Origin of the sequence: Ochrobactrum sp. BTU2 (genome assembly GCF_024539785.1) — a bacterium.
In the GTDB taxonomy this organism is placed as follows: Bacteria; Pseudomonadota; Alphaproteobacteria; order Rhizobiales; family Rhizobiaceae; genus Brucella; species Brucella anthropi.
Genome location: NZ_JAHWRG010000002.1, coordinates 832582 through 846079, shown reverse-complemented (window position 1 = coordinate 846079; position 13498 = coordinate 832582). Strand labels below are relative to the sequence as shown.

The window sequence follows — 13498 nt, the reverse complement described above, 5'->3', positions numbered from 1 at the left end:
CGCATCTCGTCCGAAAACCGCTTCACACTTTTCGGGATGCGTTCCAATTCAATTTCGAGCAATGATTTCCTTGCCGGAGATCACCAGACGGACGCCAAGCGTACCGGTCTTGCGGCGAGCGAGAAAACGCGGACGGCGACGGCGCGGCTCCTGCCCCTGACGGCGAGCCTGCGGCTGGCTGGTGCGGACCGCACCGGTGCTTTCATAAAGCGGGCGGGCGACGCCGTCTTCCTCGACCAGCATCATCGGCAGATTGAAGCTTGCCGCCCAGGCGCGCCAGTCGGCGGCAACGTCAGTCAGATCATGTGCGACAAGCAAGGGAACGGAGAGTTGCGGGTCTTCATGCATCAGCTCCAGCGTCACCGTGATTTCGCCGAACTCGTCTTCCACCGCACGGGCGGCAACGCCGACAAATGCGTTGGCCGGGAGAGCGATCGACATCGGCAGGCCGCTTGAAGGCAGAACCTGCCGGATCACTGCACCGCGCTCGTTGATGGTGAAGGTAACGTCGCTGCTCCCGTCATGGGTCGCATAGCTCACAACCTGCGGAAAGTGAAACGGATCGAGCCGCAATTCCCGTCCTGCCCAGTCGGGCTTCAGTCCCTTGCTCATCATTTTCGACGCCTCTGTCTCTCTGTTTTTATTTTTGAGAGCCGGTTATTCCGACTTCCCTTTGTCGAGCTTTTTGCTCTTCGTTGAGATGGAGAATAGGCGCGGTTTATTACCGACGGGCTTAATGAGTTAAGTTAACTTTTTCCTGCCTTTTCCTTTGGTTAGCAGATTGCAACCAGGTGTAAGAATTCGGAAATTCTTCTGAAGAAGTGTTTACTAAAACAAACGGGCGGTTAATACCGCCCGCCTTACTCGATTAAATAGTGATACTTTATAGAACCTTGCCGGGGTTCATAATGCCCGCCGGATCGAAAGCTGACTTGATGCGGCGCATCAGGTCAAGCGCGACATCCTGCTTGAAGAAAGCCAGTTCTTCGCGCTTGAGCTGACCAATGCCGTGTTCTGCCGAAATCGAACCCGTATAGCTCGCGACGATCGTGTGGATACGGTGGTTCAGCTCGTGCCAACGCGCAAGAAAGGCTTCCTTGTCAGCGCCTACCGGCTGCGAAACGTTGTAATGCAGGTTGCCGTCGCCGATATGGCCGAAGCAAACGATGCGCGCACCGGGAATCATTTCCAGCGTCGCGGCATTGGCTTCGTGGATGAAGGCGGGGATGGATGCGACCGGCACAGATATATCGTGCTTGATCGAGCCACCTTCCGGCTTCTGCGCCCAGGACATTTCCTCGCGCATTTTCCAGAAGGACTGCGCCTGCGCAACGCTTTCGCCGATGGCCGCATCCTGAATAATATCGTTCTCGAAGGCTTCGGTCAGGATCGTTTCCAGCGTCGTGCGCGCATCTTCTTCTGAGCGGGTAGAAGAAATATCGATCAGCACATACCAGTCATGCGGGCTTTCGAGCGGATCGCGCACGCCATCGACATGGCGCACCGTAAACTCAACCCCCACGCGCGGCATCAATTCGAAGCCGGTCAGCGACGGGCCTGCATGTTCCGTTGCAAGCTGGAACAGGCGCAGCACGTCTTCCGGATTGCGCAGTCCTGCATAAGCCACGCCCTTGCCCTTCGGCTGCGGGAAGATTTTCAGCACCGCAGCCGTGATGACACCAAGCGTGCCTTCCGAACCGATGAAAAGGTCTTTCAGGTCGTAACCGGTATTGTCCTTTTTCACATAGCGAAGATCGTTGAGAATCTCGCCGGTCGGCAGCACAACCTCAAGGCCGAGGCAAAGCTCGCGCATGTTGCCATAGGCAAGCACTGCCGTGCCGCCAGCGTTGGAGCCAAGATTGCCACCGATCTGGCATGAACCTTCGGCACCCAGCGACAGCGGAAACAGACGACCGGCTTTTTCAGCAGCTTCCTGAAGGTTCTTCAGGATGACACCGGCTTCAAGCGTTACCAGATTGCCGACCGTATCGAGGTTACGGATACGGTTCATACGGCCGAGCGACAGAATGATGGCTGCGCCGCTTTCATCGGGCTGCTGGCCGCCGACGAGGCCCGTATTGCCACCCTGCGGCACCACCGGTGTTTTCGTCTCGCTGGCAAGCTTCATGATGGCCGCGACTTCTTCCGTCGAACCCGGACGCAGGACCAGCGGCGTGCGACCGTGATAGAGATCGCGTTGCTCGACGAGATAAGCGGCGAGATCTTCCGGCGCGGTGAGCGCATTCTTTTCGCCCACGATGGCGGAAAAACGTTCGATCAGAGCGGTGTCCAGCATAGTCTGTCTCTTACATAGGAGGATGTTAACGCGGGGCCGCAGCGCGTTTCAAACGGTCGTTGATGGCCTCGCCGAGACCTTCAAAGGGGATAGGCTCGACGGCGATGGTGGTGGCACCTGTCGCATCCAGCCTGCGCATGAAATCGAACAGATTGGCCGCGGCTTCGCGTAAATTGCCATCAGCGCTCAAGTTCATGATCACCTTTGCCGTATCGGCCCCGGCCACGCGCTGCGCGCCAAAGGCAAGCAGGGCTTCGCCCGGCTGCACCGAGCCGACACCGAGCCGCATCGCAGCATCAGGCGCATAATGCGAGGCCATCATGCCCGGCGCCTGAATTGCCGATGTGTGGTCGGCGCGCACGAGCTTCTCACCAATCACGGCTTCGATTTCTTCCGCAGCCAGTCCGCCCGGCCGGAGCAGATGCACTTTATTACCGTCAACCTTGACGATGGTGGATTCAACCCCAACGCCGCAGGGACCGGCATCGAGGATCAGATCAAGCTTGTTGCCGAGGTCGTCGGCAACGGCACGAGCGCTTGTTGGGCTGATGCGGCCTGACGTGTTGGCGCTTGGCGCTGCAACCGGACTGTCGAGCCCCTCGATGATATCGCGCACGCGGCCAAGCGGCATGCGGATGGCAAGGGTCGAAAGCCCGGCGGTTACAAGCGGATGGATCGGGCGATCCGTATCCTGCCTGTCCTTCAGCGGCAGCACGATGGTCAGCGGGCCGGGCCAGAACATCTCGGCAAGCTTGCGCGAAAGAGCGTCGAAAGTGACATAGCGCTCGGCCATCGCAATACCGCTCACATGCGCGATCAGCGGATTGAACTGAGGCCGCCCTTTGGCCGCGAAAATACCCGCCACACCCTCGCCGTTCGCAGCGTCGGCGGCAAGGCCATAAACGGTTTCGGTCGGAATGGCGACGAGACCGCCGCGCCGCAGCACTTCCACCGCGCGCTGGACTGCCTCATCATCGAATTTGACTATATCGGACACTGGTTTTCCGCCTCTCGAGCGTCCCAAGTTGGAGCGCATCCCGAAAAATGTGAAACGGTTTTCGGATAAGATGCGCATCAAAACAGACAGTTAGAGCGCCGGTCTGACACTATCAGATCGAAATGCGCTCCAAGCCCGTTCTGCCTACACAAGCTCTGGCCCCGGTGCAAGTGATGTGCAAGCAAGCTCGGACTCTATCCGGGCACAATCACGGCAAGACGATCATGATTGCGCATGAAAAATTGCGTTTTGTTAGGTTTTTCAGGGTATGGTGATATTATTCATGCGTGAGGTGAATAATGTTATCCCGATTTATCGCTATTTCGCTGACGGCCATCGGACTGCCCGCAATCGCTTCCGCAAACGGAGGCGAGCGCGCGGCATTGACCTATCAGGTCGGCTCCATCGATTATATCGGCTATGACAAGATCGGTGCCAACGGCCTGCCGGTTTGCGGCACCTGTGCGCAAAAGCAGGCAGCCGAACTGGACGCACAGAAGGAAATCGAGGCCCGCCGCAAGCGCGCCCGTGCCTATATGGCGCGCATGCAGGGTCAGCCCGTTCCGGACGATCTGCTTGAGCCAGCCGCCGCACCAGCAGAAGACTTTGACCCCACAAAGCCGGTGCGCGTCGTTGGCGATCCCTGGGCCGGCGCATCGGAAGAAATCGATCTCAGTTCGCTCGAACTCAGACCCAGCCTGAAATAAACAAAAATGGCGCCCGAAAGCGCCATATTTTTTATCGTACTGCCAATAGTCAGCCCGCGATTTTCGAGAAATCCGCCACTTTTCCAGTTGCCGCACGAATCTGGTCGAGCAAGGCCAGACGATTGGCGCGGACATTCTCGTCCTCGTCGTTCACCAGCACCTTTTCGAAGAACGTATCGACCGGACCACGCAGCTTGGCGAGCGCCAGCATCGCACCGTTGAAATCTTCACGGGCAATGGCAGCCTCGGCATCTTGCGAAGCCAGAGTGACGGCTTCGAACAGCGCCTTTTCTTCCGCTTCGTGGAGAAGAGACGCGCTTACGCTGTCTGCAACCTTCGTACCCTTCTTCTCTTCGGCAGCGAGAATGTTGGCGGCGCGCTTGGTGCCAGCCAGAAGGTTCTTGCCGTCTTCTTCGTTGATGAAGACGATCAGCGCTTCCAGTCGACGCGCGACCAGCAGCAGATTGTCGGCTTCCGGCGACAACACGGCATCAATGGCGTCGTAGCGTGCACCTTCTTCTTTCAGATGCACCTTGAAACGGTCATGGAGGAACGACAAGAGATCAGCCAGCACCGGCTCGGACGATGCTTCCGCCTCGGCGCGAACCTGCTTTTCATAGCTGGCCAATGCGTTGTCAACGTCCTGTTCGTCGTCGATATCACCGGAGTTTTCCCCAGCAAGCTTGGTTTCAAACTCGCGCAACTTGCGCTGGACCTGACCTTCTTTCAGCGCGGCAAAGGCCGAGCGGAAGAGCGGCAGCAGCGGGAACTTCCATTCCTGCGACAGCAGGAGACGGATCACACCCAATGCCGCACGACGCAGAGCAAACGGGTCCTTCGAGCCGGTCGGCTTTTCATCGATCGCCCAGAATCCGACCAACGTGTCGAGCTTGTCGGCAAGCGCGACGGCAACCGAAACCGGGTTCTTCGGCACAACATCGGACGGGCCTTGCGGCTTGTAGTGTTCTTCAATCGCAGCAGCGACGGCTTCATCTTCGCCCTGAAGCAACGCATATTTGCGACCCATTGCGCCCTGAAGTTCAGGGAATTCGCCGACAACTTCCGTGGTGAGGTCAGCCTTTGCCAGAACTGCCGCACGCGCTGCAAGTTTCGGATCGGCACCCACCAGCGGCGCAATCTGCGCAGCCAGTTCGCGAATGCGTTCAACGCGTGCGCCTTGCGTGCCAAGCTTGGCATGGAAGGTCACATTCAATGCATCCAGACGCGCCATGCGCTGATCGAGCGGCTTCTTCAGATCAAGACCGAACTTTTCCGCCGAAGCGGCCAGCTTGTCGAGGTCGGGCAGATCATGCTGATCTGTGTGCCAGAAATAGAGTGCATCCGACAGGCGTGCGCGCACGACCTTGCCGTTACCGTAAGCGATTTCCGTGCCGCCATCGCGGGCAGCGATGTTCGACACCAGAATGAACTTGTTGGAAAGCGCTTCGGCTTCGCCCTGCTTGCGAGTGACGAAGCACTTCTGGTTGGCGCGGATGGTGAGGCGGATGACTTCCGGCGGAATGGCCAGGAATTCTTCCTCGAATTCGCCCATCAGCACGACCGGCCATTCGACCAGACCGGACACTTCTTCCAGAAGCCCATCGTCTTCGACCAGCTCAAGACCGGAAGCGAAGGCGAGATTATGCGCGTCCTGCGAAATGATTTCCTTGCGGCGCTCGGCGTCGAGAACCACGAAAGCCTTTTCGAGTTTTTCGACATAATCCTCGAAGCGACGTACCTTGATTGGCTGACCGTCGCTCAGGAAACGATGGCCATAGGTGACATTACCCGACTTGATGCCATCGACATCGAAATCGATGACCACGGTTTCCTCGGTTTCGGGACCGAAGGTGCAGAGGATCGACTGCAGCGGACGCACCCAACGAAGCGAACCCGGCCTGGCCGAAGCCGCACCCCAGCGCATGGATTTCGGCCATGGGAAATTGCGGATCGTCTGCGGCACCAGTTCGGCGACGATCTCTTCCGCTGCGCGGCCCGGCTTCGTCAGATGGGCGACATAGAAATCACCCTTCTTCGGATCGGAGTGGACATGGGCTTGGGCGACATCCGTCAGACCGGCCTTGCGCAGAAAACCCTGAATGGCCTGTTCCGGTGCTGTGACCGACGGGCCCTTAATGTCTTCGTGCACGTCCTTGGAACGCACGGTGAGGCCGCGAATATCGAGCGTCAGACGACGTGGCGTCCAATAAGGGGTCGCAGCTTCATAGGTAAGACCGGCTTCCACCAGACCATCGGTAATCATCTTCTTCAGATCACCAGCAGCCTTGCGTTGCATGCGGGCGGGGATTTCTTCGGAAAAGAGTTCGAGCAACAAATCAGGCATGTTCTTTACTCGCCCTCACGCTTGAAATTGAAACCACCGGCATCCGTCAAAAGGAATGCCTCGCCGCACTGACGCGCAAGATTGCGCACGCGCAGAATATAGCTCTGACGCTCGGTAACCGAGATCACGCCGCGCGCATCCATCAGATTGAACACGTGGGATGCCTTGATGCACTGGTCATAGGCCGGGAAGACACTCTTATGCATTTGATGATTGGCGTTCGGACCAGGCGCACCAGCCTTCAGAATGGCCTCGCACTCGCGCTCGGCATCGATGAAATGCTGATGCAAAGCCTCGGTATTGGCCATTTCAAAGTTGTAGCGAGAATACTCCTGCTCAGCCTGCAGGAACACCTCGCCATAGGTGACCTTTTCATCACCTTCGAGACCGTTGAAGTTGAGGTCGTAAACATTGTCCACACCCTGCACATACATGGCGAGGCGTTCGAGACCATAGGTCAGCTCACCGGAAACCGGCGAGCATTCGATGCCGCAGACCTGCTGGAAATAGGTGAACTGCGACACTTCCATGCCGTCGCACCAGCATTCCCAGCCGAGACCCCATGCGCCGAGCGTCGGGCTTTCCCAGTCATCTTCCACGAAGCGCACGTCATGCAGCGTCGGATCGAGACCGATGGCGCGCAGCGAACCGAGATAGAGATCCTGAAGGTTCGGTGGCGATGGCTTGATGATCACCTGATACTGGTAATAGTGCTGGAGACGGTTCGGGTTTTCACCGTAACGGCCATCCTTCGGACGACGCGATGGCTGCACATAGGCAGCCTTCCACGGCTTCGGCCCCAGCGAACGCAGCGTCGTTGCCGGGTGGAACGTACCCGCACCCACTTCCATGTCATAGGGCTGCAAGATAGCGCAACCGTGCTCCGCCCAATAGTTATGGAGCGTCAGGATCAGACCCTGAAAGGAACGGGTGGGATGCATATGTGCTGGCAACGTACTGGACACGGGGTCGGGCCTTGTAATTGAAATGATGGCCCGGTCTAATTTGTCCGTAACGCAGGGTCAAGCACAGGCTGCCAGTTTCGGTGTCACACCATCTTGAAACCGGCAGCCTGAAGCTCTTAGTCAGTTGCCGGTTTTTCTGGAGCCTTGTCGGACGGTGCGGCAGGCGCAGGCGATTGTGCAGGAGCTTCCGGCTTCTGCTCGACAGGCTTTTTCTCGTCGGGCTTTGCAGCATCGGCAGAAGATTGCCCCGGGATATCCGGCAAACCCTTCTTCAGCTTCGCCTCGATCTTCACCAGATCTTCCGGCTCGGGCTTGCCTGCAATGGCATGGTTCCACTGGAATGTCGCTTCCAGAAGACGCCCGACACGCCAGTAGGCATCGCCCATATGGTCGTTGATCGTCGGGTCTTCCGGACGAAGCTTGACCGCCTTTTCCAGTTCGACCACCGCCTCGTCATACCGGCCCAGCATGTAATAGGCCCAGCCCAGCGAGTCGACGATATAGCCGTCCTGCGGACGCAGCTCGACCGCCTTCTTGATCATGCCCAGCGCTTCATCGAGATTTTCACCCCGGTCGACCCAGGAATAACCAAGATAGTTCAGCACCTGTGGCTGATCGGGATAAAGCTCCAGCGCCTTGCGGAAATTGGGCTCCGCCTTGTCCCATTGCTTCAGGCGTTCATAGGCGATGCCGCGCTGGTAGAAGACCGGCCAGTCCTTGCGTTCCGGCGTCTTGATCTGTTCCACCGCAGCATCATAAATCTTCGCCGCATCGGCGAAATTCTTGTCCTGTGCATAGACACCACCGAGCGCCAGATAAGTGCGCATGTCGGTCTTGTCACGGTCGAGCAGAACTCTCAGCTGCTTGACGGCGTCGGCAGACTGGTCGTTTTCCGCCAGATTGAGTGCACGCTGCATTTCCGCATCACGACGATAAGGCGACTTCTCCGGCACGCGACCATAGTAGTCGATGGCCTTTTCCGGCTGGCGCAACTTGGCGGAAATATCGCCCAGCTGATAAAGCGTTGCGTCATTGTCCGGACGCAGCGGCAACGACATCTGCAGATAAAGCTTTGCAAAGGCTTCCGCGCCGCTGCGGTTGATCGCAGTGCCAAGAGTATAGAGCGCTTCGGCAGTCCCTTCCTGAGCGGTTTTGATCAGGCGGCCATATTTCTCGCCAGCCTCGATCTTTTCACGCATTTCGGTGATCGTCATGCGACCGTTCAAAAGCTCGGCTGCATCATTCAACGTCTTGATAGCACCTTCCTTGTCACCCTGACGAAGCTTGAAGGAGGCATAGGCCATCACGATGCGTTCGTAAGTGTCAGGGGCAGCGCTCCCGCCGGGCCGGTCGTCGATGGCCTGCTGGTAGAAATCACGCGCTTCCTGCTTCTGGCCGGCGAGATCGGCTATCAGTGCGGAATTATAGGTGCGGAACAGACCATACCATTCCGGTCCCTGCATTTTCTGGATATCGGCGAGCGCCTGTTTGGGGTTGCCCTGCCCGACCTTCACCCACGCGCTCATGAAGCCGGTCGCAAGGCGATCCATATCGGATTGCAGCGACAGCATCAGAAGCGGCCCGACCTTGCGATATTGCTTGCGGTCAATGGCGTCGATGGCCAGCGCCACGCGCGAAAAACGCTCGATGTCCGGGACGTTCTTCAGTTCTTCCGCCAGAGGCAGCGCATCCTTGAAACGGCCCTCCGTCAGCAAAACCAGTAGCAGATCCTGCTTGATCTGCGCATTGCCCGGATCGAAGGCCATAGCCTGACGATAGAAATCGACGGCGGTCGCGAGATTATTGTCGGATTCGGCGGTACGTCCGGCAAGATAGGCCCCGGCAAACGAACCGGCGCGGACAGGAGGCGGTGCAGGATCATTTGTCGCCTTGGCCAAAGCGCCGCTTGTCGGGATCGCGATTCCCGCCAGAAGCGAGAGCAGCAAACCATAAAGCGGGCGGTATTTCGATCCTTGCCGCATAAAGCCCTATCCTCTTCTCAAATCCCTGTGACAGATACCGGCAAGCAAACCCTCAAGTGGCTCAAAAGCCGGGGCACGCTGTCTCTTTGCCGGAAAAGGCACCCCAAGCATGGCCTTTTTGGGATGGCGGGGCAAGAAAAGCATCCGTGATGGGACGCTTTTCCTGAGTATTCTTCACCCGCAAGAAATGCTGGCGGGAGCTTGCAGCTGTTGCCGGTCAGTTCACGCGGCTGATGCAGAAATCAATGACTTCGATCAGCGCGTCCTTTTGAGGCGTCGCTTTCAGAGGTGCCAGAGCATCGCGGGCAATTTCGCCGAAATGCCGCGCGCGCTGAACCGTGTCGGCAATCGCGCCGTGCTTCGTCATCAGGCCGATGGCCTTTTCAAGCGAGGCGTCATCGCTCGCACCGTCTTCGATTGCGTGTTTCCAGAAAGCGCGCTCATCGTCGGTGCCGCGGCGATAGCTCAGAATCACCGGGAGCGTGATCTTGCCTTCGCGGAAATCGTCACCGGTATTCTTGCCGAGATCGGCTGCCGAGCCGCCATAATCGAGCGCGTCATCGACCAGCTGGAAGGCAAGACCGAGATTGAGGCCATAATCGCGCAGCGCCGCACGATCCGAACGCTGCGCGCCGGCGATGATCGGGCCGACTTCACCGGCAGCCGAGAACAGCGCCGCAGTCTTGGCCTTGATGACCGCCAGATATTCGTCTTCGGTGGTTTCCATGTTCTTGGCAGCGGCAAGCTGCATTACTTCGCCTTCGGCGATCACCGAAGCCGAGGTCGCCAGAACGTCGAGCGCGTCGAGCGAACCGACATCAACCATCATCTTGAAGGCCTGCCCCAGAAGGAAATCGCCAACGAGAACGCTGGCCTGGTTGCCCCAGATCATGCGCGCCGTGCTTTTTCCGCGCCGCAGATCGCTTTCATCAACCACATCGTCGTGCAGAAGCGTCGCAGTGTGCATGAATTCCACAGCAGTCGCGAGACGCACATGACCGTCGCCTTCGTAGCCGAACATGCGAGCTGCCGCGAGCGTCATCATGGGACGCAGGCGCTTGCCGCCTGAGGAAATCAGATGATTGGCGACTTCCGGTATCATTTCAACATCGGACCCGGCCCGGGAAAGGATCATCTCGTTCACCCGCGCCATATCGGCCTTTGTCAGATCGACAAGCGGTTGAACCGATCCTTCCTGTTTCTTTTTACCGTCCAGATTTAGAACCACACCCAATGCCATTTCTCCTAGCTGCCCGGCCACATTATTGAAACGGACCGGATTGCTCAAGACGCAACTGCCCCCAAAGCGCCCTCAAAGCGATACTATTCCAGCGCCTGTTCACCATTGAAGGAAGCTGTTGTCAATGCGGTGCATTCGCTACAAACTGTTCAAATGATCGAACTTATCCGTACGAATGATTCCGTTCTGCTGTCCTTTGCCGAGGCCTTGATGAAAGAGGCCGGGATCGCCTATTTCATTGCCGACACGAATATGAGCATCATCGAAGGCTCTTTGGGCGTATTGCCGCGCCGCCTTCTGGTCAGCGAAGAGCAGCTTGAAGAAGCAAGGCAGATTCTGATCGATGCCGAGATTGAACACGAACTGCGCGATCGATGACTTCGGAAGCAAGTTTTGAAACTGAAGATGAGGCTGGAGAAACGCTCGATGTGTTTCATCGTGGGGCGTTTCACCTCATCCAGCCCGCATTGAAAGGCCATCGTTCCGGTGTGGATGCGATGATTCTGGCAAGCTCCGTTCCAAACGGCTTTGCCGGGCGCGTTGCCGATCTTGGCAGCGGTGCGGGCGCTGCAGGGCTTGCTGTTGCGTCGCGCTGCCCTGACGCCAATATCACCCTCGTCGAACGTTCCGCTTTCATGGCGGGCTTTGCCCGCAGAAGTGTTGCGCATCCGCTGAACGCCGCTCTTGCAGGCCGTATCAGTGTGATCGAAGCCGACGTCGGCCTGAGAGGCAAGGCGCGCATCGCCGCAGGGCTTGTCGACAACAGTTTCGACTTCGTCATCATGAATCCGCCCTTCAACGAAGCGCGCGATCGCAGCACACCCGATCCGCTGAAGGCGGAAGCGCATGTCATGCCCGAAGGTATGTTCGAGCAATGGGTGCGCACTGCGGCGGCCATTGTGAAGCCTGGCGGAGGCATTGCCATTATTGCCCGACCCGGTTCGATTTCTTCCATCCTCGAAGCACTGTCGGGACGATTTGGCGGGCTGAGAATCATTCCCGTTCAGCCCCGCCCCGAAGCGGCGGCGATCCGTATTGTCGTGACAGGCACACGCGGGAGCCGCGCCGGTCTTTCGCTGATGCCGGCGCTTGTTCTCCACGGCAGCGACGGCCACGGCTTCACCCCACGCGCCAACGGCATCAATAACGGGCTCGACGCTCTGATCTAGAAACGCGGCTGTGCCAGCACGACCAGATTGCGGTCCGGGTCGTGCAATCTCAGAATCGTCGTATAGTCAGCTATCTCGACATTTCCGGGGCGAATCCCATCGAATGAAAGACGCGCATGTTCGGCTCGTACGTCGTGGACGATGAGTGTCAGTGTGCCGTGCCCTGCTTCCGCCGGGTTCTGGTAAAGCTGGAAGCCCGCACTCAACCCGTGATGCCATTCAGCCAGTCCCTGCATCGGTCGCGCATCGGGATTGCGATCGAAGATCGTGGCAAACCATTCCGTGCTGCGTTCGAGGTCGGAGCAATTGAGCTGGGCGAAAATAGCAGTGAGCACCATCGTGGTGTCCTCCCGGATCGGATAACACGGTAGCATTCCGGAAGTTCCGATAGTCCAGACCTGCCGATTTCGGTCCGAGCGGGTGATTTTGGTTGAAACCCTATATTCGAGCCAATATTCCTAAAACCGCAATTTTCGTTCTGCGGCTCCCCGCCGCCCTTTTCCGAAAAAGCGCAAACAGCAAAACGACAAGAACAGGCAACGGGAACCAATGAACCATAGCCCAAACCAAAGCCGCCCCGTATCCATCATGCGGCGCTTTCTGGATAGCGAATCTGCAGGGGGTGTAAGCCTCATGGTGGCGGCAGCGCTTGCGCTGATCGTGGCGAATTCTCCGTTCTCGCAGGCCTATTTCGATATACTGCACACTCATATCGGTCCGCTGAGTCTGACAGACTGGATCAACGATGCCTTGATGGCGGTGTTCTTCCTGCTTGTGGGGCTGGAGATCAAACGCGAATTTCTCGACGGTCAACTGGCAAGCTGGCCAAACCGAATGCTGCCCGGTATCGCCGCTGCGGGTGGCGTCATCCTGCCAGCCATCATCTTCACCGCGTTGAACTGGCACGACCCTGCCAAGGTACGCGGCTGGGCTGTGCCATCTGCCACCGACATCGCCTTCGCGCTCGGCGTTCTGTCGCTTCTGGGGTCACGGGTTCCTTCCAGCCTCAAGGTGTTTCTGGCGACACTTGCTATCCTGGACGATCTCGCAGCCGTCGTCATCATCGCCATTTTCTATACGGCTGAAATCTCCATGCCATATCTTGGCGGAGCTTTCGCCGCCGCTATCGTTCTTTTCGTCATGAACCGGATGGGCGTGATGAAGCTCCTGCCCTACCTGATCGGCGGAGCAGCGCTCTGGTTCTTCGTGTTGAATTCCGGTGTTCATGCAACGGTTGCAGGCGTGGTGACAGCACTTATGATTCCGCTGAAGGCCGCGCCCGGCAGGCCTGACGACATGACCTCGCCGCTGCATGTGCTGGAACATGCGCTGGCCAAGCCTGTTGCCTTCATCATCGTGCCGATTTTCGGCTTCGCCAATGCGGGCATATCGTTTGCCGGTCTCGATGCCTCGGTGATGCGGGATACACTCACGCTTGGCATTATGCTTGGCCTCTTCATCGGCAAGCAGCTCGGCGTTTTCGGAGCCGCCTGGCTTGCGATCAAGACAGGTCTCGCACAAAAGCCGCTCGGGGCCACGTGGATCCAGCTTTACGGCGTGGCGGTCCTGTGCGGGATCGGCTTTACAATGAGCATCTTCATCGGCCTTCTCTCCTTCCCGTCCGATCTCATGCAGGCGGAAACGAAGATCGGCGTGCTGGCCGGTTCGGGCCTGTCGGCCATTTGCGGCTATATCCTGCTGCGGTTGGTCACAAAGCCGAAAAACACCTGACAGAAACGACATCACCGCCCGGAAAACAAAATTTCCGGGCGGTTTTCTTTGTGTTTCCCAAATGGCT

At 58.0% G+C, this 13498-nt stretch carries 12 protein-coding genes; 4 read left to right on the top strand and 8 right to left on the bottom strand.

What is annotated here, in order from left to right:
* Positions 1-48: 48 nt before the first annotated feature.
* From KWJ32_RS08740 to KWJ32_RS08730, 3 genes are all read right to left on the bottom strand, one after another.
* Positions 49-615 (bottom strand): DUF6101 family protein, encoded by a 567-nt coding sequence (locus KWJ32_RS08740; RefSeq protein WP_010658347.1) that lies wholly within the window; start codon positions 613-615, stop codon positions 49-51.
* 268 nt (positions 616-883) lie between these two features.
* Positions 884-2296 (bottom strand): FAD-binding oxidoreductase, encoded by a 1413-nt coding sequence (locus KWJ32_RS08735; RefSeq protein ID WP_125301874.1) that lies wholly within the window; start codon positions 2294-2296, stop codon positions 884-886.
* Between the two features lie 25 nt (positions 2297-2321).
* The gene (locus KWJ32_RS08730) at positions 2322-3293 is read right to left on the bottom strand and encodes an L-threonylcarbamoyladenylate synthase (protein WP_125301876.1); all 972 of its coding nucleotides are present in this window, start codon (positions 3291-3293) and stop codon (positions 2322-2324) included.
* A gap of 299 nt (positions 3294-3592) precedes the next feature.
* On the opposite strand from KWJ32_RS08730, the gene KWJ32_RS08725 reads away from it, so the two are divergent.
* Positions 3593-4000 carry a hypothetical protein gene (locus KWJ32_RS08725; RefSeq protein WP_125301879.1) on the top strand — a complete coding sequence of 136 codons (408 nt, stop codon included), beginning with the start codon at positions 3593-3595 and terminating at the stop codon, positions 3998-4000.
* Between the two features lie 49 nt (positions 4001-4049).
* Here KWJ32_RS08725 and glyS read toward each other — a convergent pair whose 3' ends face one another.
* The 4 genes from glyS to KWJ32_RS08705 all read right to left on the bottom strand — a co-directional run bounded on the left by glyS (position 4050) and on the right by KWJ32_RS08705 (position 10525).
* Complete coding sequence (gene glyS / locus KWJ32_RS08720; protein ID WP_040129815.1) at positions 4050-6344, bottom strand: glycine--tRNA ligase subunit beta; 2295 nt, start codon at positions 6342-6344, stop codon at positions 4050-4052.
* Between the two features lie 5 nt (positions 6345-6349).
* A complete protein-coding gene (locus KWJ32_RS08715; protein ID WP_010658342.1) occupies positions 6350-7285 on the bottom strand; it encodes a glycine--tRNA ligase subunit alpha in 936 nt (311 codons plus the stop codon).
* Between the two features lie 140 nt (positions 7286-7425).
* Entirely contained in the window at positions 7426-9291 is a 1866-nt protein-coding gene (locus KWJ32_RS08710) for a tetratricopeptide repeat protein (protein WP_010658341.1), read from the bottom strand.
* Positions 9292-9508: 217 nt separating this feature from the next.
* Positions 9509-10525, bottom strand: coding sequence for a polyprenyl synthetase family protein (locus KWJ32_RS08705; RefSeq protein WP_010658340.1), 1017 nt, complete (start codon positions 10523-10525; stop codon positions 9509-9511).
* Positions 10526-10684: 159 nt separating this feature from the next.
* On the opposite strand from KWJ32_RS08705, the gene KWJ32_RS08700 reads away from it, so the two are divergent.
* Entirely contained in the window at positions 10685-10909 is a 225-nt protein-coding gene (locus tag KWJ32_RS08700; protein ID WP_010658339.1) for a DUF2007 domain-containing protein, read from the top strand.
* Positions 10906-11700: a tRNA1(Val) (adenine(37)-N6)-methyltransferase gene (locus KWJ32_RS08695; protein WP_012090795.1), complete on the top strand. Its 795-nt coding sequence runs from the start codon at positions 10906-10908 to the stop codon at positions 11698-11700. The genes KWJ32_RS08700 and KWJ32_RS08695 overlap by 4 nt, the downstream gene beginning before the upstream one ends.
* On the opposite strand, the gene KWJ32_RS08690 is transcribed toward KWJ32_RS08695, so the two are convergent.
* Complete coding sequence (locus KWJ32_RS08690; RefSeq protein WP_012090794.1) at positions 11697-12038, bottom strand: glyoxalase/bleomycin resistance/dioxygenase family protein; 342 nt, start codon at positions 12036-12038, stop codon at positions 11697-11699. The two genes, KWJ32_RS08695 and KWJ32_RS08690, sit on opposite strands and share 4 nt — an antisense overlap.
* Before the next feature lie 211 nt (positions 12039-12249).
* Here KWJ32_RS08690 and nhaA point away from each other — a divergent pair, with 211 nt between their 5' ends.
* Entirely contained in the window at positions 12250-13431 is a 1182-nt protein-coding gene (gene nhaA, locus KWJ32_RS08685) for a Na+/H+ antiporter NhaA (protein ID WP_036585967.1), read from the top strand.
* The last annotated feature ends 67 nt before the right edge of the window (positions 13432-13498 follow it).

Coding starts and splice junctions, on each gene's coding strand:
- KWJ32_RS08725 (WP_125301879.1), top strand. CDS start 3,593: ATGTTATCCCGATTTATCGCTATTTCGCTGACGGCCATCGGACTGCCC.
- KWJ32_RS08710 (WP_010658341.1), bottom strand. CDS start 9,291: ATGCGGCAAGGATCGAAATACCGCCCGCTTTATGGTTTGCTGCTCTCG.
- KWJ32_RS08700 (WP_010658339.1), top strand. CDS start 10,685: ATGATCGAACTTATCCGTACGAATGATTCCGTTCTGCTGTCCTTTGCC.
- KWJ32_RS08690 (WP_012090794.1), bottom strand. CDS start 12,038: ATGGTGCTCACTGCTATTTTCGCCCAGCTCAATTGCTCCGACCTCGAA.
- glyS (WP_040129815.1), bottom strand. CDS start 6,344: ATGCCTGATTTGTTGCTCGAACTCTTTTCCGAAGAAATCCCCGCCCGC.
- nhaA (WP_036585967.1), top strand. CDS start 12,250: ATGAACCATAGCCCAAACCAAAGCCGCCCCGTATCCATCATGCGGCGC.
- KWJ32_RS08735 (WP_125301874.1), bottom strand. CDS start 2,296: ATGCTGGACACCGCTCTGATCGAACGTTTTTCCGCCATCGTGGGCGAA.
- KWJ32_RS08715 (WP_010658342.1), bottom strand. CDS start 7,285: ATGCATCCCACCCGTTCCTTTCAGGGTCTGATCCTGACGCTCCATAAC.
- KWJ32_RS08695 (WP_012090795.1), top strand. CDS start 10,906: ATGACTTCGGAAGCAAGTTTTGAAACTGAAGATGAGGCTGGAGAAACG.
- KWJ32_RS08740 (WP_010658347.1), bottom strand. CDS start 615: ATGATGAGCAAGGGACTGAAGCCCGACTGGGCAGGACGGGAATTGCGG.